This is a genomic window from Streptomyces sp. NPDC101490, assembly GCF_044767145.1.
Classification (GTDB): Bacteria; Actinomycetota; Actinomycetes; order Streptomycetales; family Streptomycetaceae; genus Streptomyces.
Window position 1 is genome coordinate 1 of sequence record NZ_JBIWNI010000033.1, and the last position, 24,686, is coordinate 24,686.

The following is a 24,686-nucleotide window of genomic DNA, read 5'->3' on the forward strand; positions in this document are numbered from 1 at the left end:
AGCGTTAGGGAAACGCCCGGTTACATTCCGAACCCGGAAGCTAAGCCTTTCAGCGCCGATGGTACTGCAGGGGGGACCCTGTGGGAGAGTAGGACACCGCCGAACATATGCCCTTTTAGCTCAGTCGGTAGAGCGTCTCCATGGTAAGGAGAAGGTCAACGGTTCGATTCCGTTAAAGGGCTCCAAAAGAAAGGCCCCCGCCTTGTGGCGGGGGCCTTTTTTGTGTTTCCGTAGCGAAGAAATGAGCCGGGTGGTTCCCCTCGTCAGGGGGAACCACCCGGCTTCGGCTGTCAGCGGTCGTGCGGCTCGCGCAGGCGCATCGCGAGAATGGCCATGTCGTCGGAGGCCGGGGCCTGGGCGAAGCGCTCCACCGCCCGCAGGATACGGGCGGCGACCGCGCCGGCCGTCAGGCCCGTGCACGTGCTGAGGACTTCAGCGAGACCGTCGTCGCCCAGCATCCGGGAGCCCTCGCGGCGCTCCGTCACACCGTCCGTGACACAGAGGAGAACATCGCCCGGGTCGAGCGTCACCGTCTGCTCGTACAGCTCCAGGTCGTCCATGACGCCGAGCAGCGGCTGCGGCTCGGCCGCCGGGCTGACCCTGCCGTCCGGGCGGAGGCGCAGGGGCAGCGGATGGCCCGCGCAGACGACCTTCAGGACCGCGGAACCGTCCTCCTGCGGATGCATCTCGCCGTACAGCAGGGTCAGGAAGCGGCTGCGGGGGCCCTCGTCGAGGATCGCCGCGTTCAGCCGCTCCAGGACCGCCGGGCCGCCGAAGCCCTCGCGGGCGAGGAGGCGCAGGGCGTGCCGGGCCAGACCGGTGACGGCGGCCGCCTCCGGTCCCGTACCGCAGACGTCGCCGATGGCGAAGCCGTAGACGCCGTCCCTGATGGGGAAGACGTCGTAGAAGTCGCCGCCGACCTCGTTGCCCTCGCCCGCCGCGCGGTAGATGACGTCCACCTCGACACCGGGGATGTCCGGGGTGCGGGGCGGCAGGAGACTGCGCTGGAGGGACTGGCTGATCGCCACGCGCTCCGAGTACAGACGGGCGTTGTCCAGGGCCAGGGCGGCCCGGCGCGAGAGGTCCTCGGCGAGCTCCAGGATCTCCTGGCGGAAATGGTCCTCCGAAGGACGGCCGAGGGTCAGCATGCCGATCACCCGGTTGCGGGCCACCAGCGGCAGGACGACCGTCTCGCCCGCCACCGTGCTCGCGGTGGTGAACGTGGCGTCGATGCCGGAGGACAGCGGGCCCGCCGGACGGTCGAGGGAGTGCACCGAGGCGGTCAGCGCGGCCCGGTGGGCGGCGTCGCCCGGGGCCGTCCAGACACGGGCGCCGGGGGTCGGCACCGGGTCCGGCGGGGCGATCGACGTCAGCAGGTCCTTCAGTCCGTCGATGCGGTCCTCGTCCTCGTGGAGCACGTACGACAGATACGGGTCGGAGGCCTGGTCGGCGATCGTGTAGACCGCGCACCAGGTGGCCAGGGTCGGGACCGTCATCTGGGCCATCAGGGCCAGGGTCTGGTCGCGGTCGAGCGTGCCCGCGAGGAGGTCGGACGCCTCCACCAGGAAGCTGAGGGAGCCGCGGCGCAACCTCTCCAGTTCGCCCAGGCGGGCGGACTCGACGGCCAGCGCGATGCGGTCGGCGGCGAACTGGAGGCGCAGGGCCTCCTCGTTGGAGTAGCGGTTGGCGGCCTCGGCCGCCACGCCCAGGGAGCCGGTGAGCCGGCCCTCGACCTTGAGCGGGACCGTGACCACCGAGCGCATACCGGTCGCTTCGAGGAGCGGGACGGCGCCCGGCACCGCGGCCAGGTCCTCGTGGACGGCGGGCATCCGGGCGGAGCCGTACCGGCTCGCGCCGGTCTCGACGGGGACGCGGGCGAAGCGCTGGCGGGCCGCCGGGAGACCGGTGGTCGCCCGTACCTCCAGTTCCGTCTCGTCGTCGGTGGCCAGCAGGAGGAAGGCCGCGTCGCCGTCGAGCATGTCGCGGGCGCGTTCGACGGTCCGCTGGAGCAGGCCGTCCAGGTCGTCGGGGGCGGGCGAACCGATGAAGACCTCGAAGGGGTCGACGGCCGTGCGGTTCTCGGTGCCCGGGTCGGCGGCGGGGCGCTGCGGGGTCTGGAGGACGGCCCGCTCGTGCTCGCGGACCAGGAGACAGACCGTGGACGGTTCGCCCTGGGCGTCGCGGACCCGGAGGTGGGAGGAGTAGACGGGGATGACACGGCCGTCGGAGCAGCGGAGGCCGTAACTGCCCTCCCAGCGGGAGAGGCGCAGGGCCTCGGCGAGACCGGTGCCGGTGCCGGGGGTGTGGGGCCAGGCGGCGAGGTCGCCGAGGGGTTTGCCGACGACCTGCCCGGCCTCGTACCCGAAGAGCTCCTCGGCGTCCTCGTTCCAGGAGGTGATGGTGCCGCCGCGGTCGATCTGGGTGACGGCGACCCGGACGCGGCTGTCGGCGACCGGGAGGAGCGCGTCGGGGACGACGGGGCCCGCGGAGCGGGTGCCGACCGCGCGCTGCGGGAGGTCGAGGCGGAACCAGACGTGCTTGCTGGTGGGGGAGTAGTCGACGCCCCAGCGGTGGGCGAGGGCGGCGCAGAGCAGCAGGCCCCGGCCGTTCTCGCGGTCGGGGTTGCCGAGCGTGCGGCCGCTCTGGACGGGGATCTCGCGCTCGGGATAGCGGTCGGCGACCTCGATGCGGATGCCGTCGTCCGAGCGGAGGCAGAGGACCTCGGCGGAGGTGCCCGCGTGGATGACGGCATTGGTGACGAGTTCGCTGGTCAGGACGACGGCGTCGTCGACGAGCTCGGGGTGTCCCCAGCCCTGGAGGGTGTCCCGGACGAACGCGCGGGCGGCCGCGACGGACCGCCCGACGGGCTCGAAGCCGGCAGTCGCCCGCGCGGTGATCACAGAACTCCTCGTACGCGTCTCGACGCCCGGCTCTGCCATGCTCGGTCTGTCCTCCCGCTGCCCGGTGGTCGTACGCGTGCCGTCCCGCCCCCGCCGGGCGGACCGGGGCGGATGGACAGCCGGGAGCCAGGTTACTTTCCTTCACCGTGCGCGCGGATGCCGGTCGCGCTGATTGCGCCCCCGCCGGGGTAGGGACGCTTGTGCGAAGCTGCCGAACTGTTATCGCCTGGTTGGCGGACGGTGAAACACTGGGCAGGCTACCGGCGGGAGCCGGAACGGAACGTTCGACCCCTTTCGGGAGGGACACGGTGGAAGCTGGCACGGCGGCGCGACGCGGCGGAGGCGGCGGTACGCGCGCGAGGGGCGGGCGTTCCCGTGGGGGGACGGTCCAGGTGGACGCGGCGGCGCTGGAGCGGCTGCTCGGCGCCCTGGTCTCCATGCGGGACGGGAACCTGCGCAGGCGTCTGACGATCTCCGGCGACGGGGTGATGGCGGAGATCTCCACCGTCTTCAACGAGGTCGCCGAACGGCAGTCGCACGTGACGGGGGAGCTGTCGCGGGTCCGCCGGGTGGTGGGCCGCGAGGGCAAGCTCTCGGAACGTCTGGAGGTCGGGTCGGGCGAGGGCGCGTGGGCGGTGGCGATCGAAGCCGCGAACGCGCTCGTCGACGATCTGGCGCGGCCGGTGTCCGAGGTGGGCCGGGTCCTGTCGTCGGTGGCCGAGGGCGATCTCGACCAGCGGATGGACCTGCGTTCGGAGGGGGCGGACGGGACGGTCCGGCCGCTGCGCGGGGAGTTCCTGAAGGTCGCGCGTACCGTCAACAACCTCGTCGACCAGCTGTCGCTGTTCGCGTCCGAGGTGACCAGGGTCGCCGTCGAGGTGGGTACCGACGGCAAGCTGGGCGGGCAGGCGCACGTGCGCGGGGTGTCCGGTTCGTGGAAGGACCTCACGGACTCGGTCAACACGATGGCGGGTCGGCTGACGGCACAGGTGCGGGACATCGCCCTGGTGACGACGGCGGTCGCCAACGGCGATCTGTCCCAGAAGGTCACGGCGAACGTGGCCGGGGAGATGCTGGAGCTGAAGAACACCGTCAACCGGATGGTGGACCAGCTCTCGTCGTTCTCCTCCGAGGTGACCCGGGTGGCCCGCGAGGTGGGCACGGAGGGCGAGCTGGGCGGCCAGGCGGAGGTGGCCGGGGTGTCCGGGGTCTGGAAGGACCTTACGGACTCGGTCAACACGATGGCCGGGAACCTGACCAACCAGGTGCGGGACATCGCCCTGGTGACGACGGCGGTCGCCAACGGCGATCTGTCGCAGAAGGTGCGGGTGTCGGCGCGCGGGGAGATCGCGCAGCTCGCGGACACCATCAACCAGATGACGAAGACGCTGCGGATCTTCGCCGACGAGGTGACCCGGGTGTCGGGCGAGGTCGGCGCGCAGGGGCTGCTGGGTGGTCAGGCGCAGGTGCCGGGTGCGGCGGGGACGTGGAAGGACCTGACCGACTCGGTCAACACCGTCTTCCGGAACATCACCACGCAGGTGCGGGACATCGCCCAGGTGACGACGGCCGTGGCCAGCGGTGATCTGTCGCAGAAGGTCACGGTGGACGTGGCCGGGGAGATGCTGGAACTGAAGAACACCGTGAACACGATGGTGGACCAGCTGTCCGCCTTCGGTTCCGAGGTGACCCGGGTGGCCCGGGAGGTCGGTGTCGAGGGACTGCTCGGCGGGCAGGCGGAGGTGCGCGGGGCGGCGGGGACGTGGAAGGACCTCACCGACTCGGTGAACACGGCCTTCCGGAACCTGACCAACCAGGTGCGGGACATCGCCCTGGTGACCACGGCGGTCGCCAATGGTGATCTGTCGCAGAAGGTCACGGTGGACGTGGCCGGGGAGATGCTGGAACTGAAGAACACCGTGAACACCATGGTGTCGCAGCTGTCGTCGTTCGCGGACCAGGTCACCAGGATGGCGCGGGACGTGGGCACCGAGGGCAGGCTCGGTGGGCAGGCCCGGGTGGACGGCGTGTCCGGGCGCTGGCGGGAGCTCACCGACTCGGTGAACTTCATGGCGGGGAACCTGACCTCGCAGGTGCGGCAGATCGCCCAGGTGACGACGGCCGTGGCGCGGGGTGACCTGTCGCAGAAGATCGACGTGGACGCGCGCGGCGAGATCCTGGAGCTGAAGAACACCATCAACACGATGGTCGACCAGCTCTCCGCCTTCGCCGAGCAGGTGACGCGGGTGGCCCGCGAGGTGGGCACCGACGGACGTCTCGGCGGCCAGGCGCAGGTGCCGGGCGTGGCCGGGGTGTGGCGGGATCTGACGGACTCGGTGAACGGCATGGCCGGGAACCTGACCACCCAGGTCCGCAACATCGCGCAGGTCGCCACGGCGGTCGCGCGGGGTGACCTGTCGCAGAAGATCGACGTGGACGCGCGCGGCGAGATCCTGGAGCTGAAGAACACCCTCAACACGATGGTGGACCAGCTGTCGAACTTCGCCGAGCAGGTGACCCGGGTGGCCCGCGAGGTGGGCACCGAGGGGATGCTCGGCGGTCAGGCCGAGGTGCAGGGGGTCTCCGGCACCTGGAAGGACCTGACCCAGTCGGTGAACTTCATGGCGAACAACCTCACCATCCAGGTGCGGCAGATCGCCGAGGTGACGACGGCGGTCGCCAAGGGCGATCTGTCGAAGAAGATCACGGTCGACGCCCGGGGCGAGATCCTTGAGCTGGTGACGACCGTGAACACGATGGTGGACCAGCTGTCGAACTTCGCGGACGAGGTCACGCGGGTGGCCCGTGAGGTGGGCACGGAAGGCATCCTGGGCGGTCAGGCGCGGGTGCGCGGGGTCACCGGCACCTGGAAGGACCTCAGCGACAACGTCAACCTGATGGCCAACAACCTGACGAGCCAGGTGCGGAACATCGCCCGGGTCTCGGCGGCGGTGGCCAACGGCGACCTGACGAAGAAGGTGACGGTGGAGGCGCGCGGCGAGGTCGCCGAGCTGGCCGAGACCGTCAACACGATGGTGACGACCCTGTCGTCGTTCGCGGACGAGGTCACCCGGGTCGCCCGCGAGGTGGGCACCGAGGGGGAACTCGGCGGCCAGGCAAGGGTCCCGGGCGTCGCGGGCACCTGGAAGGACCTCACCGAGTCGGTGAACTCGATGGCGTCCAACCTGACCGGTCAGGTGCGGCAGATCGCCGCCGTGACCACCGCCATCGCCAAGGGCGACCTCACCAAGAAGATCGACATCGACGCGCGCGGCGAGATCGAGGAGCTGAAGAACACCATCAACACGATGGTCGACCAGCTGTCGAACTTCGCCGAGGAGGTCACGCGGGTGGCCCGCGAGGTGGGCGTCGAGGGCATCCTCGGCGGTCAGGCGCACGTGCGGGACGTGGACGGCACCTGGAGCGATCTGACCGAGTCCGTGAACGAGATGGCCGGGAACCTGACCCGTCAGGTGCGGGCCATCGCGGCGGTCGCCACGGCCGTCACCCGGGGCGACCTCAACCTGAAGATCAACGGGGTCGACGCGGCGGGCGAGATCCAGGCCCTCCAGGACAACATCAACACGATGATCACCAACCTGCGCGACACCACCCTCGCCAACGAGGAGCAGGACTGGCTGAAGGGCAACCTGGCCCGCATCTCCGGTCTCATGCAGGGCCGCCGGGACCTGGACGACGTGGCCTCGCTGATCATGAGCGAGCTGACGCCGGTGGTGTCGGCGCAGCACGGGGCGTTCTTCGTGGCGATCCCGACCGGCTCCGCGCACAGCGACGCGGAACCCGTCGGCGAGGGCGACGGCTCGTACGAGCTGCGGATGCGCGGGAGTTACGGGTACTCCACCGGTTCCATGCCGACCTCCTTCCGGCCGGGCGAGACCCTCATCGGTACGGCCGCCGAGGAGAAGCGGACCATCCAGGTCAATGTGCCGCCGGGGTATCTGAAGATCTCCTCCGGGCTCGGCGAGGCGGCGCCCGCGCACGTGATCGTGCTTCCGGTGCTCTTCGAGGGCAAGGTCCTCGGGGTGATCGAGCTGGCGTCCTTCCAGCCGTTCACCCAGATCCAGCGGGACTTCCTCAACCAGCTGGCCGAGCTGATCGCGACCACCGTCAACACGATCAGCGTCAACACCAAGACCGAGGTGCTGCTCCAGCAGTCGCAGCGGCTCACGGAGCAGCTCAAGGAGCGGTCGGCGGAGCTGGAGCACCGGCAGAAGGAGCTCCAGGGCTCCAACGCCGAACTGGAGGAGAAGGCCGAGCTGCTGGCCCGGCAGAACCGTGACATCGAGGTGAAGAACACCGAGATCGAGGAGGCGCGGCAGGTGCTGGAGGAGCGGGCCGAACAGCTCGCCGTCTCCATGCGGTACAAGTCCGAGTTCCTGGCGAACATGTCGCACGAGTTGCGCACTCCGCTCAACTCGCTGCTGATCCTGGCCAAGTTGCTCGCGGACAACGCCGAGACGAATCTGACGCCCAAGCAGGTCGAGTTCGCCGAGACCATCCACGGCGCGGGTTCCGACCTGCTCCAGCTGATCAACGACATCCTCGACCTGTCCAAGGTGGAGGCGGGCAAGATGGACGTGTCGCCGACCCGGATCGCGCTGGTCCAGCTCGTCGACTACGTGGAGGCCACGTTCCGCCCGCTCACGGCGGAGAAGGGCCTGGACTTCTCGGTGCGGGTCTCGCCCGAGCTGCCCGCCACGCTCCACACCGACGAGCAGCGGCTGCTCCAGGTGCTGCGCAACCTGCTGTCCAACGCGGTGAAGTTCACCGACACGGGCGCGGTGGAGCTGGTCATCCGGCCGGCCGGGGCGGATGTGCCGCAGTCGATCCGCGAACAGCTCCTGGAGGCCGGTTCGCTGCGCGATCCGGAGGCCGATCTGATCGCGTTCTCGGTCACCGACACCGGTATCGGGATCGCCGCGAGCAAGATGCGGGTCATCTTCGAGGCGTTCAAGCAGGCGGACGGGACGACCAGCCGGAAGTACGGCGGTACGGGGCTGGGGCTCTCGATCAGCCGGGAGATCGCGCGGCTGCTCGGCGGTGAGATCTACGCGGCGAGCGAGACGGGCCGCGGTTCGACGTTCACGCTGTATCTGCCGCTGAGCCCCATCGAGTCCCCGTCGCACGGGTACGGGCAGGGGGCGCAGGACGCCGAGGAGCCGCAGGGCGGCGGAGCGGCGGGCATCCAGTCGTTCCCGTACTTCCCGCCGCCGTCGGGGCGCTCGGAGGACCGGTCGGGTGCCGGGGCGCTGTTCCGGCACCGGCGGAAGGCCGCTGCGGAGGCGACCGGGGCGGGCACCGTCGTGCCGCATGGGTCCGGCCGGGCGGAGGCGCGGGAGCGCGTCGAGCGGGAGCCGGAGCCCGAGAAGCGCCGGGGCTACGGCTTCTCGGGCGAGCGGGTGCTCATCGTCGACGACGACATCCGCAATGTGTTCGCGCTCACCAGCGTCCTGGAGCAGCACGGGCTCGCGGTGCTGTACGCGGAGAACGGCCGGGAGGGCATCGAGGTCCTGGAGCAGCACGACGACGTGGCGCTCGTCCTGATGGACATCATGATGCCGGAGATGGACGGGTACGCGACGACGACCGCGATCCGGCGGATGCCGCAGTTCGCGGGGCTGCCGATCATCGCGCTCACGGCGAAGGCGATGAAGGGCGACCGGGAGAAGGCGATCGAGTCGGGCGCCTCGGACTATGTGACGAAGCCGGTGGAGTCCGACTACCTGCTGTCCGTGATGGAGCAGTGGATGCGGGGCGAGTGAGCCCGCGCGGGGGCCCGTGGTGCGGGGAGGACACCGCGCGCCACGGGCCCCGGGCGCCCGGAGGAGGCCGCCCGGCGGCCTTCCCGGGCGCACCCGGCGAGGCCGTCGGACGGCTTCCGTGAGAAGGGTGTGAGAAGGCCGCGCACGGGGAACCTTCTGATCTCCCACCGCGTTTCAGGTACGTGCGCGGTGACATCGCGGTGACAGGGTGTGGCGACGGGCGGGGTGCGGCTACGATGACCGGCACAAGGACGGACGGCGTCAGAGAGTCGTCCCCTGGGGCGGCGCCCGGTGCCACCCCCGGTTCGGGGAGCCGGGGAGAGCCGTTGCCGGGGCGAGGAGGACGGGGCATGGTGCAGAAGGCCAAGATCCTCCTGGTCGATGACCGGCCGGAGAATCTGCTGGCGCTGGAGGCCATTCTCTCCGCGCTCGATCAGACGCTGGTGCGGGCATCGTCAGGGGAGGAAGCGCTCAAGGCGCTGTTGACGGACGACTTCGCGGTCATCCTGCTCGACGTCCAGATGCCGGGGATGGACGGTTTCGAGACCGCCGCGCACATCAAGCGGCGCGAGCGGACCCGCGACATCCCGATCATCTTCCTCACCGCCATCAACCACGGTCCCCACCACACCTTCCGGGGGTACGCGGCCGGTGCGGTCGACTACATCTCGAAGCCGTTCGACCCGTGGGTGCTGCGCGCCAAGGTCTCCGTCTTCGTCGAGCTGTACATGAAGAACTGCAAGCTGCGGGAGCAGGCGGCGCTGCTGCGGCTCCAGTTGGAAGGCGGCGAGGGCGGTCACGGCAAGGAGTCCGCCGGGCTCCTCGCCGAACTCTCCGCCCGGCTCGCGGCCGTCGAGGAGCAGGCGGAGGCGCTGTCCAAGCAGCTCGACGACGACTCCGCCGACGCCGCCGCGGTCGCCACCGCCGCGCACCTGGAGCGGAAGCTGACCGGGCTGCGCCGCGCCCTGGACGCCCTCGAACCGGGCACGGGAGCCGCGCCGACGCTGCCCGCCCAGGGCTGACGTACCGTCACGGACCGTTCCGGCGGCCGTCGTCCGGCGTGAGACGGCGTCACCTTCGCGCCCCGGCAGGGCGACACGTTCGGGTGAGGCGGACAGCGGCTGCTCACACCGGTAACCTCGGCACCATGGCTTCACGTACGTCCGGCAAGGGTTCCCAGGGCACGGCGGGCACCGCCAAGCCGCGCGCCGGCCGTACGGCGGGCGCCGCGAAGAAAGCGGCCCCCGCGAAGCCCCCCGCCAAACCGCCCGCGAAGAAGGCGCCTGCGAAGAAGGCCGCGCCCGCCAAGCGCGCGCCCGCGCGGAAGACCGCGAAGAAGGCCCCGCCCCGCCCCGCACCGTCCCCCACCGGGGGCGTGTACCGGCTCGCGCGGGGCGCGTGGCTGGGGGTCGCGCACGGTGTGGGGGCGGTGCTGCGGGGGATGGGACGGGGAGCCAAGGGCCTCGATCCGGCCCACCGCAAGGACGGTCTCGCGCTCCTCCTCCTCGGTCTCGCGCTGATCGTCGCCGCCGGTACCTGGTCCAATCTGCGGGGCCCGGTCGGCGACCTCGTCGAGATGCTGGTCACCGGTTCCTTCGGCCGGCTCGACCTGCTCGTCCCGCTGCTGCTGGGCGCGATCGGCGTACGGCTGGTCCTCTACCCGGAGAAGCCGGAGGCCAACGGCCGGATCAGCATCGGCCTCTCCGCCCTCGTCATCGGTGTCCTCGGCCAGGTCCACATCGCGTGCGGCTCGCCGGGGCGCGGTGACGGCAGCGCGGCCATGCAGGACGCGGGCGGGCTGATCGGCTGGGCCGCTTCCCAGCCGCTGGTCTTCATGATGGGCGAGGTCCTCGCCGTACCGATGCTGGTGCTGCTCACGGTCTTCGGGCTGCTCGTCGTCACCGCCACCCCGGTCAACGCGATCCCGCAGCGGCTGCGGGCCCTCGGCGCCCGCCTCGGCATCGTCGAACCCGCGTACGACCCGGCGGAGGCTGAAGGGTACGAGGGGCGCGAGGGGTACGACGAGGACTGGCGGGAGGCCCGGCCGGGGCCCCGCGCGGCCGGTCCGGTGCGGCGGCGCGGCCCCGCCGAACCGTACGACGTGGACCGGGCGGAGGAGGAGATGCTGGAGCGGCGCAAGGGCGCGGCCCGGCGTCCGGCCGGGCGGCCCGCCTTCGACGACGGCCCGGACCCGGTCGACATCGCGGCGGCGGCCGCCGCCGCGCTCGACGGCGCGGTCCTCAACGGGATGCCGCCGTCCCCGATCGTCGCCGATCTGACCAGGGACGTCACCGCCGACCGGAAGGCCGCCGCGCAGGCCGCCGCCGGGGGCGGGCGGGGCCGGGGGGGAACGGGGGTCGGAGGTGCGCCCGTGCCGCCTGCTCGGGGGAGTGACCAGCGGCCCGGCGGAGGCGTACCGGATCTGACCAAGCCCGCTCCCGAGCCGACGGATCTGCCGCCCAGGGCGGAGCAGCTCCAGCTGGCCGGGGACATCACCTACGCGCTGCCGTCGCTGGACCTGCTGGAGCGCGGCGGGCCCGGCAAGACGCGCAGCGCCGCCAACGACATCGTGGTGGACGCGCTCTCCAACGTCTTCACCGAGTTCAAGGTGGACGCCGCCGTCACCGGATTCACCCGGGGGCCGACGGTCACGCGGTACGAGGTCGAGCTCGGCCCCGCCGTAAAGGTCGAGAAGATCACCGCCCTGACGAAGAACATCGCCTACGCGGTGGCCTCCCCGGACGTCCGGATCATCTCGCCGATCCCCGGCAAGTCCGCGGTCGGCATCGAGATCCCCAACAGCGACCGCGAGATGGTGAACCTCGGGGACGTGCTGCGGCTCGCCGCCGCCGCCGAGGACGACCATCCGATGCTGGTGGCGCTCGGCAAGAACGTCGAGGGCGGCTACGAGATGGCCAACCTGGCGAAGATGCCGCACGTCCTGGTCGCCGGGGCCACCGGCTCGGGAAAGTCCTCGTGCATCAACTGTCTGATCACCTCGATCATGATAAGGGCGACCCCCGAGGACGTCCGGATGGTCCTCGTCGACCCCAAGCGGGTCGAGCTCACCGCGTACGAGGGCATCCCGCACCTGATCACCCCGATCATCACCAACCCCAAGCGGGCCGCCGAGGCCCTCCAGTGGGTGGTGAAGGAGATGGACCTCCGCTACGACGACCTGGCGGCCTTCGGCTACCGGCACATCGACGACTTCAACCAGGCCATCCGGGACGGCAAGATCAAACTTCCGGAGGGCAGCGAGCGCGAGCTCAACCCCTATCCGTACCTGCTGGTCATCGTCGACGAGCTGGCCGACCTGATGATGGTCGCGCCCCGGGACGTCGAGGACTCGATCGTCCGGATCACCCAGCTCGCGCGCGCCGCCGGAATCCATCTGGTGCTGGCCACGCAGCGGCCGTCCGTGGACGTCGTCACCGGCCTCATCAAGGCCAACGTGCCGTCCCGGCTGGCCTTCGCGACCTCCTCGCTCGCCGACAGCCGGGTCATCCTCGACCAGCCGGGCGCCGAGAAGCTCATCGGAAAGGGTGACGGGCTGTTCCTGCCGATGGGCGCCAACAAACCCGTCCGCCTCCAGGGCGCCTTCGTCACCGAGCACGAGGTCGCGGCCGTCGTGCAGCACTGCAAGGACCAGATGACCCCGGTCTTCCGGGAGGACGTCACCGTCGGCACCCGGCAGAAGAAGGAGATCGACGAGGACATCGGCGACGACCTCGACCTGCTGTGCCAGGCGGCGGAACTCGTCGTCTCCACCCAGTTCGGTTCCACGTCGATGCTCCAGCGCAAGCTGCGCGTCGGCTTCGCCAAGGCGGGACGGCTGATGGACCTGATGGAGTCACGGAACATCGTCGGGCCGAGTGAGGGATCGAAGGCGCGGGACGTGCTGGTGAAGCCCGACGAACTGGACGGGGTGCTCGCCGTGATCCGAGGCGAGTCGGAGGTGTGAGGGCGGGGCGGAGAGGGCCCGAGGACGCCGGGGCGCGGGGCCTGGGTCGCCGGGCGCGAGGGGGGCGAGGACGAGCGGGGTACGGGGGCGTGAAGACCTGGTGACGTGGCGGGCGGGGCGGGTGGGGTGCCCGCCGGGCGGGGTACCCGGCCGGGACCGGGCCGAGACTCACTCGTAAGGGAACGGCGGGCAACCGTTTCCCCTGGCCGTACGTCAAGTTGGACGGAGGGACAGCAGGATGTCCCAGCCTCATGGCGTACAAACAGCACCCGCCCGGTTGCCCCACCCTTTCGTACCACCCATAGACTGAACGTCCAGCAGGTGGCTACACGCTCGAAAGGCGCTCTCGTGTCCATCGGCAACTCCCCCGAAGACGACCGGACCTTCCCGGCAGACGACCGGGACTCGATCGGTCGCGCTCTCCAGCAGACCCGCATCGCCGCCGGTCTCACCGTCGAAGAGGTCAGTGCCTCCACCCGTGTCCGGATTCCGATCGTGCACGCGATCGAGGAGGACGACTTCTCGCGCTGCGGCGGCGACGTCTACGCCCGTGGGCACATCCGTACCCTCGCGCGCGCCGTCGGTCTCGATCCGGTACCGCTGATCGAGCAGTACGACGCCGAGCACGGAGGCCGCCCCGCGCCCACCCCCGCCGCCCCGCTCTTCGAGGCGGAACGCATCCGGCCCGAGCCCAGGCGGCCCAACTGGACCGCCGCGATGGTCGCGGCCATCGTCGCCGTCGTCGGCTTCGTCGGCTTCACGATGTTCAACGGGAACGACGACACCAAGGGCGCCACCACCGCCGCCGAGGGCGGTCCCGCGCCCGCCCCCGACAAGGCCACCTCCGCCGCCAAGCCCAAGCCGGTCAAGCCCGTCGCCCCGAAGCCCACCGAGAGCGCCATCGCCGCCGTCCCCCAGGACAAGGTCACGGTCAAGCTCTCCGCCCTCGACGACAAGAGCTGGATCTCCGCCAAGGCCCACGACGGCAAGGTGCTCTTCGACGGGCTCCTCCTCAAGGGCGAGTCCAAGACCTTCCAGGACGACGAGCGCGTCGACCTCGTCCTCGGCAACGCCGGAGCGATCGAGCTCTACGTGAACGGCAAGAAGCTCGCGGACAAGTTCGAATCCGGCCAGGTGGAGCGGCTGACCTACACCAAGGGCGACCCCGAGGCCGGCTGAGCCCCGCCGGAACGGCGCCCGATGTGACCCCCGTCGCCCAGGTGAACCCTGCGCGACGGGGGAACGGCCGGGACGAAGTAGTCTTGAGTCCATGCCCGAACGCCGTACCGTCGCCCTTGTCACTCTTGGCTGCGCCCGTAACGAGGTGGACTCGGAGGAGCTCGCAGGCCGCTTGGCAGCGGACGGCTGGGAGCTCGTCGAGAACGCCGAGGACGCGGATGTCGCCGTCGTCAACACCTGTGGGTTCGTCGAAGCCGCCAAGAAGGACTCCGTCGACGCCCTGCTCGAAGCCAATGATCTGAAGGACCACGGCAAGACCCAGGCCGTGGTCGCCGTCGGCTGCATGGCCGAGCGGTACGGCAAGGAACTCGCCGACGCCCTCCCGGAGGCCGACGGCGTCCTCGGCTTCGACGACTACGCCGACATCTCCAACCGCCTCCAGACCATCCTCAACGGTGGCAGCGTCGAGGCCCACACCCCCCGCGACCGGCGCAAGCTGCTGCCCCTCTCGCCCGTCGAGCGCCAGCAGGCCGCCGCCGCGGTGGCCCTGCCGGGCCACGGCGCCGTGGCGGCCCCCGAAGCCCCCGAGGACGTGCCGAGCGACCTGCCCGACGGGCTCGCGCCCGCCTCCGGTCCCCGCGCCCCGCTCCGCCGCCGCCTCGACACCAGCCCCGTCGCCTCCGTGAAGCTGGCCTCCGGCTGCGACCGCCGCTGCTCCTTCTGCGCCATCCCCTCCTTCCGGGGCTCCTTCGTCTCGCGCCGTCCCTCCGACGTGCTGAACGAGACGCGCTGGCTCGCCGAGCAGGGCGTCAAGGAGGTCATGCTGGTCTCCGAGAACAACACCTCGTACGGCAAGGACCTCGGCGACATCCGCCTCCTGGAGAGCCTGCTGCCCGAGCTGGCGGCCGTGGACGGCATCGAGCGCGTCCGCGTCAGCTACCTCCAGCCCGCCGAGATGCGCCCCGGCCTGATCGACGTCCTCACCTCCACCGAGAAGGTCGCGCCCTACTTCGACCTCTCCTTCCAGCACAGCGCCCCCGACGTGCTGCGGGCCATGCGCCGCTTCGGCGACACCGACCGCTTCCTGGAGCTCCTGGAGACCATCCGCTCCAAGGCCCCGACCGCCGGTGCCCGCTCCAACTTCATCGTCGGCTTCCCCGGCGAGACCGAGGCGGACTTCGCCGAGCTGGAACGCTTCGTCACCCACGCCCGCCTCGACGCCATCGGCGTCTTCGGCTACTCCGACGAGGACGGCACCGAAGCCGCCACGTACGAGCACAAGCTCGACCAGGACGTCGTCGACGAGCGGCTCGCCCACCTCTCCCGGCTCGCCGAGGAGCTCACCGCGCAGCGCGCGGAGGAGCGCCTCGGAGAGACCCTGGAAGTGATGGTCGAATCCGTGGACGACGAGGACGGTGTGATCGGCCGCGCCGCCCACCAGGCGCCCGAGACCGACGGACAGGTCATGCTCACCACGGCCGACGGTGCGAGCCCCGACCTGGCCCCGGGCCGTATGGTCAGGGCCAAGGTCGTCGGCACGGAGGGTGTCGACCTGGTGGCCGAGTGTCTTTTCGAGGAGGCGGGCAGATGACCGGAGTCCCGGCATCCGCGACGGGCGGGACCGGAAGGCCGACGCCCCGAGGCAAGCTGGGCACGGCGGCCGTCAACCAGGCCAGTCTGTGGAACATCGCCAACATCCTGACCATGATCCGGCTCGTCCTCGTGCCGGGCTTCGTGCTGCTGCTGCTCCAGGACGGCGGTCACGACCCGGTCTGGCGCGCCTGGGCCTGGGCCGCGTTCGCCGTCGCCATGATCACGGACATCTTCGACGGGCACCTCGCCCGTACGTACAACCTGGTCACCGACTTCGGGAAGATCGCCGACCCGATCGCCGACAAGGCGATCATGGCGGCCGGGCTCATCTCGCTCTCGATGCTCGGGGACCTGCCCTGGTGGGTCACCGGGGTCATCCTGGCGCGGGAACTGGGAATCACCCTGATGCGCTTCTGGGTGATCCGGCACGCGGTCATCCCGGCCAGCCGCGGCGGCAAGATGAAGACGCTGGCCCAGGGCACGGCCGTCGGCATGTACGTGCTGATGCTCACCGGGCCCCTGGCCACCCTGCGCTTCTGGGTGATGGCGGTGGCCGTCGTCCTGACGGTCGTCACGGGTCTGGACTACGTCCGGCAGGCGATCGTGCTGCGCCGTGAGGGGCTCGCCGCCGAGCGGGCGGACAACCGGCCGGAGACGGCGGCACGGTGACCGAGGCCGCCCGGGTGCTGGCGCTGCTCGCGGAGCGTGGTCACACGCTGGCCGTGGCGGAGTCGCTCACGGGTGGTCTGGTGGCCGCCGAACTCACCTCGGTGCCCGGCGCCTCCGCCGTCTTCCGGGGCTCCGTCACCGCCTACGCCACGGCCCTCAAGCACGAGCTGCTCGGCGTCGCCCCGGACCTCCTCGCGGCGCGCGGAGCGGTCGATCCCGAGGTGGCACTGCAGATGGCGGCGGGTGTACGGGACCGGCTCGGCGCCGACTGGGGGATCGCGACGACCGGAGTCGCGGGCCCCGACCCCCAGGACGGACAGCCCGTCGGCACCGTCTACGTGGCCGTCGCCGGACCCCCCGCCACGGACGCCCGCGCCGGGAAGGTGGCCGCTCTGCGGTTGAACGGCGACCGCGCGGAAATCCGTACGGAGAGTGTACGGAGCGTGCTGGAGCTGCTCCGTGCGGAACTCCCGGCGAATGCGCGGGCACAGGATACGGAACACAACGGGGGGAATGGATGTTTGCAGCCCTGAGTGAACACGACATCGCTCCCCGCACGGCTGCGGCGCGAGGCGGTACGGTGGGGCGTGAAGGATGCGGCTACGCGGTCCGAGGAGGGAGCCACCGATGATTCTGCTCCGTCGCCTGCTGGGTGACGTGCTGCGTCGGCAGCGCCAGCGCCAGGGCCGTACTCTGCGCGAAGTCTCCTCGTCCGCCCGAGTCTCGCTCGGCTATCTCTCCGAGGTGGAGCGGGGGCAGAAGGAGGCATCCTCCGAGCTGCTCTCCGCGATCTGCGACGCGCTGGACGTACGGATGTCCGAGCTGATGCGTGAAGTGAGCGACGAACTGTCCCTGGCCGAACTGGCCCAGTCGGCAGCGGCGAGCCAGCCGGTGCCGTCGCCGGTCCGCCCGATGCTCAACTCGGTGTCGGTGACATCGGTGGGCGGTGTGCCCACCGAGCGGGTGACCATCAAGGCACCCGCGGAAGCGGTCGACGTCGTCGCCGCCTGAACCGAAACGGTGCGAAGCCCCGGTCGGCGCCCCCTGGTGGGGTGCCGACCGGGGCTTCGTCTTTGTGGGGCCCTTCCGGCGGGCGGTGTGGTGCCGCTGCCGGGCGGGGCGGTTTCATAGTCTTCCGCGCGGGGCGGTCCCGCGACCGTCGTGTGTGGGGCGTCCCGTGGCCGTCGCGCGCGGCGCTGCGGTGGTTCGCCCTTTCGTTTTGTCGCGTAATGCCTGAGATGCCGGGTTCTGGTCGGGCGTGCCATGGTGGGGGGAATGTGCGACCGGGCCGTGTGCGCCGGGTCTGCCTCCGGTGCGCCCTCCCGCGGGGTGATCCCGCCGGTCTAGCGTCGACGGCAGGAGGCGGCCATGGTGCGGCGACGGGTGCCGCCGGCGACGCTCGCGCTGGTCGCGGTCGGGCTGGTGGCCGGGGGGCTCTGGTGGTGGGCGGTGCTGCGCCTGCTGCTGGTGCCGGGTGAGGCCGGACCGGTCGAGGGGGCGGTGGCGGCGGGCGGCTGGGGGCTGAGCCTGCTGCCGGTGCACGCGGCGGCGGCATCGGTCCGGGCCGGGAGGGGCGGCGGGTCCGGGGGGTCCGGAGGCTCGTGGTTCGGCCGGGCCGGGGGATCGGGTGATTCGGGGGTGGACGGCTCCGGGCGGTGCGGTCCGGGTGGGAGTGACGGCTCGGGCGGTCTCTCGGTACGGGCTCCTGGCTCCGGCGGTGCGGGGGGTGCGGGGCGCTTCCGGATGCGGGGGATCACCAGGGCATGGCCACGCCGCCGTTCGGGCGGAGGATCTGACCGGTCGTGAAGGCGGAGGCGTCGCACGCGAGGTGCAGGACCGCGTGCGCCACGTCCTCGGCCTCCCCGACCCGCCCCAGCGGTGAGTGGCGGACCATTGCCGCCTCCGCCTGTTCCTGGGCCGCCGGGTCGTGCCGGTCGGTCATCGGGGTGCGGACCCAGCCGGGGGCCACCGCGTTGACCCGGATGCCGTAGCGGCCCGCCTCCACCGCCAGGGTCTTCGTCAGCTGGACGACGGCCGCCTTGGCGACGCTGTAGCAGAGCAGTCCCGGGCTCGCGGTGTCCATCGCACCCGAGGCCATCGTGACGATCGAGCCGGGCACGCCCGCGTCGATCATCGAGCGGGCCGCCTCCTGGCAGGCGTGGAGGACACCCTTGAAGTTGACCGCGAGGACGCGGTCCAGATCCTCGTCCCGGGTCTCCAGGACCGTGCTCGTGTGCATGATCCCCGCGACCGCCGCCATCACGTGCAGCGGTCCGGCCGCGCGGACGGCGACGGCCAGCGCGGCGCGGTCCGTGACGTCCAGGACGTGCGGGTACGCGGAGCCTCCCGCCCGGGTGATCAGAGCGATGGTCTCCTCGACGCCCCGCGCGTCGAGGTCCGCGCCGTGCACGGTGGCGCCGGACCGGGCGAGGAGGAGCGCCGTCGCCCGCCCGATGCCGCTCGCGGCGCCGGTGACGAACGCGGTGCGGCCGGTGAGGTCGTACGCGGGGAGAGTCGTCATGACCGGACCGTACGACTGGATCTGACGGATCGTCAATTGATGGGGATGGGTGGGATGGGTCGGCTGGGAGGGGCGGAGGGAGTGGGTGGGGTGAGGGGGGGAGGGGGATGGGCGAGGCGGTGAGGTTGTCTCGGGCTGGTCGGGTTTCGGGGGCCTCAGGGGCCTCAGGGGGCTTCGGGAGTGGCGGGGGTGGTGGGGGATTCGGTGGTGGGGCCGTGCTGGCAGCCGGGGCACCAGTACGTCACCCGGTCGTCCAGCTCCGCCTTGCGGATCGGGGTGCCGCAGCGCAGACAGGGGCGGCCCGCCCGGCCGTAGACGTACAGAGGGGTCCCCGGGCGGCGGGTCGTGGTGGTGCGGCGCTCCGGGTGGTCCTTGTTCGCCTCCAGAAGGCGGTGGGCGGTGGCGGCCAGTCGTTCGGGAGTGCCGGGGGCCAGTTCGCCCACCGGGAGCCAGGGGGTGACGCCCGCGAGGAAGGCCAGCTCGGACTTGTACACATTGCCGATGCCCGCCAGGTTCCGCTGGTCGAGCAGGGCCTCGCCGAGTGGTCGGGCAGGGTCGGCGCCCAGGCGGCGCGCGGCCTCCGCCGGGTCCCAGTCGGGGCCCAGCAGATCCGGGCCGAGGTGGCCCACCGTGCCGGACTCCTCGGCCGTGCGGATGAGTTCGAGCACGGGGAGCCGGTAGCCGTACGCGGTCCACTCCGCGTTTCCGAGGACGGCCCGGATCTGGTGGTCGGGGCCGCCGCGCGGGTGCCGCCCGGTGGCGTACACCCGCCAGGCACCGTCCATCCGCAGATGGGAGTGGAGGGTCAGCCCGCCCTCGATCCGGGTGAGCAGGTGTTTGCCGCGTGCGGTGACGTCCAGGACCGTACGGCCGGTCAGGTCGGCGGTGGCGAACCGGGGCACCCGGAGGTCCGAGCGGGTCAGCACCCGCCCGGCCAGCGCGATGTGCAGGCGCCGGGCGGCCTGCCAGACGGTGTCTCCCTCGGGCACGGTTCCATTGTGCCGGGCGGGGCACGGGCGCACGGGCGCTGTGGGGGCGAGACGCGCTCGGCGGGCCGTGCGCGGGGAACCTGCGGGACGGCCCTGCGGAGCTTCGTGGACCGTGCCATGGGTGCTGTGCCGTTGTGGGAGTGCCGCCGACTGGCCGTTGTGCGTTCCCGCGGAGCCCCGATTGCCGTGCCGGGTGCCGTGGGGCGGGCGGGATCCGGAAGAGTGGCCTGGTGGCCTGGTGGCCCGAGGCGGAGGCCCCTCGGTGGTTTCTCCGCCGGACCGGACGGTGGCCGGGCCCGCCTCCGGTCGCGGTGCGGTGGGACCCGGCATCGGGCGGGGTGGTCGCCGGGGCCGCGCGAACCGCCCGAGAACCTCTGGACCGGGTCACTGCGCGCGCAGGCGCAGACCTCTGGGGGTCGCCACGAAGCCCGCCGTCTCCAGGGGGCGGGCCAGCGGGGACGTCAGGGCCGTCGCGCCGTTGATCCGCTCCACCGTGACCGTGCCGAGCGTGCCCGCCCGCGCCGCCTCCGCCAGGGCGCCCGCCGCCGCCGTCAGGGCTGGATCGTCCGGCTCGGCGGGCCAGCACAGGAGGGTCTTGCCGCCCCGCTCCATGTACAGCGTCAGTTCGCCGTCGACCAGGACCACCAGCGCGCCCGCCTTCCGGCCCGGCTTGTGCCCGGCGTCGGTGGGCGGCTCGGGCCAGGACAGGGCGGCCCCGTACGCGTTCGCCGGATCGGCCGCCGCGAGGACCAGCGCGCGCGGGCCCGCCGCCGCCTCCACGCCCCGGTCGCGCGCGGTGGCCGCCGCCCGCAGCCGGTCCACCGCCCCGTCCACCGCGAACTGCGCCGCGCCGAGCCCCTCCACCACGTACCCGCGCCGGGCCTGCCCGCTGTCCTCGAAGGCCGCGAGGACCCGGTACACCGCCGAGAAGCCGCCCGCCACGCCCTCGGCGGCCACCGCGCCCCGGGTGACCACACCGTGCCGGTCCAGCAGGGTCCTGGCCAGGGCGTGCGCCCGGTGCGTCGGCTCCGGTTCCGGCCGGGGCAGCAGCGACCAGCGGCCGGAGACCGTCGGCGGGCCCGTCCGGGACACGGGGCGCGCGGCACCCGTCAGTGAGCCGTACCGGCCGCGAGGGACCGTGCGGCGCGCCCGGTGGGCGGTCGCCCCCGCCGTACGGCCCGAGCCGAGGACCGAGCGCAGCGGGGCGAGGGTGTCGTTGGTCAGCCGCCCCGACCAGGCCAGCTCCCAGACGGCGTCGGCGAGCTGCGGGTCGGTCGCGTCCGGATGGGTGGTGGCCCGGATCTGGTCGGCGATCTGCCGGAAGAACAGGCCGTACCCGCCGGACAGCACGGTCAGCACCGACTCGTGCAGCGCGGACAGCTCCAGGGGGTGCGGCGGCGGCAGGAGCAGCGGGGCCGCGTCCGCGAGGTACAGCGAGACCCAGCCGTCCTTGCCGGGCAGCGAGCCCGCCCCGGCCCACAGCACTTCGCCGGTGGTCGTCAGCTCGTCCAGGAGTCCCGGGGAGTAGTCCCGCACCCGGGACGGCAGGACCAGCTTCTCCAGGGCCGAGGCGGGCACCGGCGCGCCCTGGAGCTGCTCGACCGCACGGGCGAGGCCGTCGATCCCGCGCAGCCCGCCGCCCCCCAGGTGCTGCCACTGCGGCAGGAACGTGGCGAGGGCCGCCGGGGGCACCGGCTCCAGCTCGTGGCGCAGGGCCGCGAGGGAACGGCGGCGCAGCCGCCGCAGCACCGTCGCGTCGCACCACTCCTGGCCGATTCCGGAAGGGTGGAACTCGCCCTGGACGACCCGGCCGGACGCGGCGAGCCGCTGGAGCGCGCCATCGGTGACGGCCGCCCCGAGTCCGAACCGTTCGGCGGCCGAAGAGGACGTGAACGGGCCGTGGGTACGGGCGAACCGCGAGAGGAGGTCCCCCAGGGGGTCCTTGACCGGCTCGGTGAAGGCCTCGGGAACCCCCACCGGCAGGGCCGTGCCCAGGGCGTCCCGGAGGCGGCCCGCGTCCTCGATCGCGGCCCAGTGCTCCCGGCCCCCGATCCGCACCCGGATCGCCCGCCGGGCCGCCCCCAGCTCCGGCGCCCAGCCCGCCTCCGCTCCGCGCTCGGCCAGCTCCGCGTCCGTGAGCGGCCCCAGCACCCGCAGCAGGTCGGCGACGCCCTCCACATCCTTGATCCGCCGGTCGTCCGTCAGCCACTGGAGCTCCCGCTCCAGCTCCGTCAGGACCTCCGGGTCGAGCAGCTCGCGCAGTTCCGCCCGGCCGAGCAGCTCCGCGAGGAGCCGGGAGTCCAGGGACAGCGCGGCCGCCCGCCGCTCGGCGAGCGGTGAGTCGCCCTCGTACAGGAACTGCGCCACATAGCCGAAGAGCAGCGAGCGGGCGAAGGGCGAGGGCTCGGGGGTGGTGACCTCGACCAGCCGGACCCGGCGGGCCTCGACGTCCCCCATCAGCTCCATGAGCCCCGGCAGGTCGAAGACGTCCTGGAGGCATTCGCGGACGGCTTCGAGGACGATCGGGAAGGAGCCGAACTCGCTCGCCACCTGGAGCAGTTGGGAAGCGCGCTGGCGCTGCTGCCAGAGCGGGGTGCGCTTGCCCGGATTCCGCTTCGGCAGCAGCAGGGCACGTGCCGCGCACTCGCGGAAGCGGGACGCGAACAGCGCCGAGGCCCCCACCTGGTCGGTGACGATCTGCTCGATCTCGCCCCGGTCGAAGAGGGTGTCGGCCGCGCCGACGGGCGGCGTGTCGGCGTCGTACACCGTGTCGAGGTGCCGTCCGGGATCGACCGGCTCGTGGTCGAGCAGGTCGAGGCCCATGTCCAGGCCCATCAGATCGGCGTCCGGCAGCCGCAGCACGATGCCGTCGTCCGCGTGCATCACCTGGGCGTCCATGCCGTACCGCTCGGCGAGCCGCGCCCCGAGGGCCAGCGCCCACGGGGCGTGCACCTGCGCCCCGAACGGGGAGTGGATGACGACCCGCCAGTCCCCGAGCTCGTCCCGGAACCGCTCGACGAGGATCGTCCGGTCGTCCGGCACGTGCCCGCAGGCCTCGCGCTGCTCCCGGAGGTAGGCGATCACATTGTCCGCCGCCCAGGCGTCCAGCCCCGCGGCCAGCAGCCGCAGCCGCGCGTCCTCCTCCGGAAGGGCGCCGACCTCGCGCAGGAACGCGCCCACGGCCCGGCCCAGCTCCAGCGGGCGGCCCAACTGGTCGCCCTTCCAGAACGGCAGCCTGCCCGGCACCCCGGGCGCGGGGGAGACGAGGACCCGGTCACGGGTGATGTCCTCGATCCGCCAGGAGGTGGTGCCGAGCGTGAACACGTCGCCGACCCGGGACTCGTACACCATCTCCTCGTCGAGCTCCCCGACCCGCCCCCCGCCCTTCCTGGGGTCCGAACCCGCCAGGAACACGCCGAACAGACCCCGGTCGGGGATCGTGCCGCCGGAAGTGACGGCGAGCCGCTGGGCGCCCGGCCGGCCGGTCACGGTCCCGGCGACCCGGTCCCAGACCACGCGCGGACGCAGCTCCGCGAAGGCGTCCGACGGATAGCGGCCCGCGAGCATGTCGAGCACGCCCGTGAACGCCGACTCCGGCAGGGACGAGAACGGCGCCGCCCGCCGGACCAGTGCCAGCAGGTCGTCCACCTGCCAGGTGTCGAGCGCCACGGTCGCCACCAGCTGCTGCGCCAGCACGTCCAGCGGATTGGCGGGGATCCGCATCGACTCGATCGCCCCGGCGCGCATCCGCTCGGTGACCACCGCCGCCTGCACCAGATCGCCCCGGTACTTGGGGAAGACCACGCCCGTCGACACCGCGCCGACCTGGTGCCCCGCGCGGCCCACGCGCTGGAGCCCGGAGGCCACCGAGGGCGGCGACTCGACCTGCACGACCAGGTCGACCGCGCCCATGTCGATGCCCAGCTCCAGGCTGGAGGTCGCCACCACGGCGGGCAGCCGGCCCGCCTTCAGGTCCTCCTCGACCTGGGCGCGCTGCTCCTTCGACACCGAGCCGTGGTGGGCGCGGGCGAGCAGCGCGGGGGCGCCCCTGGCGGCTCCCGACTGGGCCATGACCTCGGCCGGGGGAGACCCGTCGGGCAGCGGTTCGCCGGTCGCCCGCTCGTACGCGATCTCGTTGAGCCGGTTGCACAGGCGCTCGGCGAGGCGGCGGGAGTTGGCGAAGACGATGGTGGAGCGGTGCGCCTGGACGAGGTCCGCGATCCGCTCCTCGACGTGCGGCCAGATCGACGGGCGGTCGCCGCCGTCCTTGCCTTCGGACGCGGGCGAGCCGCCCAGTTCGCCCATGTCCTCGACGGGGACGACGACCGACAGGTCGAACTCCTTGCCCGACGCGGGCTGGACGATCTCCACGGCTCGCCCCGGCGACAGATAGCGGGCGACCTCGTCCACCGGCCGGACCGTCGCGGACAGGCCGATCCGGCGCGCCGGGCGGGGCAGCAGCTCGTCCAGCCGCTCCAGGGACAGCGCCAGGTGGGCGCCCCGCTTCGTGCCCGCGACCGCGTGCACCTCGTCGAGGATGACCGTCTCCACCCCGGAGAGCGCTTCGCGGGCGGCGGAGGTCAGCATCAGGAACAGCGACTCGGGGGTGGTGATCAGGATGTCCGGCGGGCGGGTCGCGAGGGCCCGGCGCTCGGCCGGGGGAGTGTCGCCGGAGCGGATGCCGACCCGGACGTCGGGCTCGGGCAGGCCCAGCCGCACCGACTCCTGGCGGATGCCGGTCAGCGGCGAGCGCAGGTTCCGCTCGACGTCCACGGCCAGGGCCTTCAGCGGGGACACGTACAGCACGCGGCAGCGCTTCCGCGCCTCGGCGGGCGGGGGCGAGGAGGCCAGCCGGTCCAGGGAGGCCAGGAAGGCGGCCAGGGTCTTGCCCGAGCCCGTGGGGGCCACGACGAGGACGTCGGAGCCCGCGCCGATGGCGGTCCAGGCGCCCTCCTGCGCCGCCGTGGGCGCGGTGAAGGCCCCGGCGAACCAACCACGGGTCGCGGGGGAGAACGAGTCGAGCGCGGACCTGACCATGCCCCCCATCGTGCACCCGCCCACTGACAACCGCCCGGACCTGGGGAAACC

12 protein-coding genes, 1 tRNA gene, 1 rRNA gene and 1 pseudogene are annotated in these 24,686 nt (G+C 72.4%); 11 read left to right on the forward strand and 4 right to left on the reverse strand.

Going from position 1 to position 24,686, the window contains the following annotated elements; genetic code table 11:
* Both rrf and ACIRQY_RS33275 read left to right on the forward strand, forming a co-directional pair.
* Positions 1–105 (forward strand): 5S ribosomal RNA (gene rrf, locus ACIRQY_RS33270); the annotation flags it as partial.
* Positions 106–109: 4 nt separating this feature from the next.
* Positions 110–185: transfer RNA gene (locus tag ACIRQY_RS33275), tRNA-Thr, on the forward strand.
* 105 nt (positions 186–290) lie between these two features.
* Here ACIRQY_RS33275 and ACIRQY_RS33280 read toward each other — a convergent pair.
* Positions 291–2,939 carry a SpoIIE family protein phosphatase gene (locus ACIRQY_RS33280; RefSeq protein ID WP_351796753.1) on the reverse strand — a complete coding sequence of 883 codons (2,649 nt, stop codon included), beginning with the start codon at positions 2,937–2,939 and terminating at the stop codon, positions 291–293.
* Positions 2,940–3,208: 269 nt separating this feature from the next.
* Between ACIRQY_RS33280 and ACIRQY_RS33285 the strand changes: the two genes are divergently transcribed.
* From ACIRQY_RS33285 to ACIRQY_RS33325, 9 genes and pseudogenes are all read left to right on the forward strand, one after another.
* Positions 3,209–8,683 (forward strand): HAMP domain-containing protein, encoded by a 5,475-nt coding sequence (locus tag ACIRQY_RS33285; RefSeq protein WP_403931924.1) that lies wholly within the window; start codon positions 3,209–3,211, stop codon positions 8,681–8,683.
* A gap of 350 nt (positions 8,684–9,033) precedes the next feature.
* Entirely contained in the window at positions 9,034–9,705 is a 672-nt protein-coding gene (locus tag ACIRQY_RS33290) for a two-component system response regulator (RefSeq protein ID WP_030694290.1), read from the forward strand.
* Positions 9,706–9,830: 125 nt separating this feature from the next.
* Positions 9,831–12,647, forward strand: a complete 2,817-nt coding sequence (locus ACIRQY_RS33295) for a DNA translocase FtsK (protein WP_403931929.1) — start codon at positions 9,831–9,833, stop codon at positions 12,645–12,647.
* A 348-nt stretch (positions 12,648–12,995) separates the two neighbouring features.
* A complete protein-coding gene (locus tag ACIRQY_RS33300; protein WP_351796744.1) occupies positions 12,996–13,826 on the forward strand; it encodes a RodZ domain-containing protein in 831 nt (276 codons plus the stop codon).
* A 91-nt stretch (positions 13,827–13,917) separates the two neighbouring features.
* Positions 13,918–15,417, forward strand: a complete 1,500-nt coding sequence (gene rimO, locus ACIRQY_RS33305; RefSeq protein WP_351796741.1) for a 30S ribosomal protein S12 methylthiotransferase RimO — start codon at positions 13,918–13,920, stop codon at positions 15,415–15,417.
* The gene (gene pgsA / locus ACIRQY_RS33310; RefSeq protein ID WP_403931932.1) at positions 15,414–16,088 is read left to right on the forward strand and encodes a CDP-diacylglycerol--glycerol-3-phosphate 3-phosphatidyltransferase; all 675 of its coding nucleotides are present in this window, start codon (positions 15,414–15,416) and stop codon (positions 16,086–16,088) included. Before rimO ends, pgsA begins: the two co-directional genes overlap by 4 nt.
* Positions 16,085–16,621 (forward strand): CinA family protein, encoded by a 537-nt coding sequence (locus ACIRQY_RS33315; protein WP_351796736.1) that lies wholly within the window; start codon positions 16,085–16,087, stop codon positions 16,619–16,621. The genes pgsA and ACIRQY_RS33315 overlap by 4 nt, the downstream gene beginning before the upstream one ends.
* 94 nt (positions 16,622–16,715) lie before the next feature.
* Positions 16,716–17,099 carry a helix-turn-helix transcriptional regulator gene (locus tag ACIRQY_RS33320; protein WP_351796733.1) on the forward strand — a complete coding sequence of 128 codons (384 nt, stop codon included), beginning with the start codon at positions 16,716–16,718 and terminating at the stop codon, positions 17,097–17,099.
* 357 nt (positions 17,100–17,456) lie between these two features.
* Positions 17,457–17,681, forward strand: a pseudogene (locus ACIRQY_RS33325) (hypothetical protein); the annotation flags it as partial.
* A gap of 160 nt (positions 17,682–17,841) precedes the next feature.
* Here the strand turns inward: ACIRQY_RS33325 and ACIRQY_RS33330 are convergent.
* The 3 genes from ACIRQY_RS33330 to ACIRQY_RS33340 all read right to left on the reverse strand — a co-directional run bounded on the left by ACIRQY_RS33330 (position 17,842) and on the right by ACIRQY_RS33340 (position 24,635).
* Positions 17,842–18,609, reverse strand: coding sequence for an SDR family NAD(P)-dependent oxidoreductase (locus ACIRQY_RS33330; RefSeq protein ID WP_403931936.1), 768 nt, complete (start codon positions 18,607–18,609; stop codon positions 17,842–17,844).
* A gap of 164 nt (positions 18,610–18,773) precedes the next feature.
* Entirely contained in the window at positions 18,774–19,598 is an 825-nt protein-coding gene (locus ACIRQY_RS33335) for an Fpg/Nei family DNA glycosylase (RefSeq protein ID WP_403931938.1), read from the reverse strand.
* Between the two features lie 384 nt (positions 19,599–19,982).
* Positions 19,983–24,635 carry a DEAD/DEAH box helicase gene (locus tag ACIRQY_RS33340; RefSeq protein WP_403931941.1) on the reverse strand — a complete coding sequence of 1,551 codons (4,653 nt, stop codon included), beginning with the start codon at positions 24,633–24,635 and terminating at the stop codon, positions 19,983–19,985.
* Positions 24,636–24,686: the final 51 nt, after the last annotated feature.

What these genes read in the sequence shown, in the direction of transcription:
- ACIRQY_RS33280 (WP_351796753.1), bottom strand. Translation starts at nt 2,939, where the DNA reads ATGGCAGAGCCGGGCGTCGAGACGCGTACGAGGAGTTCTGTGATCACC.
- ACIRQY_RS33290 (WP_030694290.1), top strand. Translation starts at nt 9,034, where the DNA reads ATGGTGCAGAAGGCCAAGATCCTCCTGGTCGATGACCGGCCGGAGAAT.
- ACIRQY_RS33295 (WP_403931929.1), top strand. Translation starts at nt 9,831, where the DNA reads ATGGCTTCACGTACGTCCGGCAAGGGTTCCCAGGGCACGGCGGGCACC.
- rimO (WP_351796741.1), top strand. Translation starts at nt 13,918, where the DNA reads ATGCCCGAACGCCGTACCGTCGCCCTTGTCACTCTTGGCTGCGCCCGT.
- pgsA (WP_403931932.1), top strand. Translation starts at nt 15,414, where the DNA reads ATGACCGGAGTCCCGGCATCCGCGACGGGCGGGACCGGAAGGCCGACG.
- ACIRQY_RS33320 (WP_351796733.1), top strand. Translation starts at nt 16,716, where the DNA reads ATGATTCTGCTCCGTCGCCTGCTGGGTGACGTGCTGCGTCGGCAGCGC.
- ACIRQY_RS33330 (WP_403931936.1), bottom strand. Translation starts at nt 18,609, where the DNA reads ATGACGACTCTCCCCGCGTACGACCTCACCGGCCGCACCGCGTTCGTC.
- ACIRQY_RS33340 (WP_403931941.1), bottom strand. Translation starts at nt 24,635, where the DNA reads ATGGTCAGGTCCGCGCTCGACTCGTTCTCCCCCGCGACCCGTGGTTGG.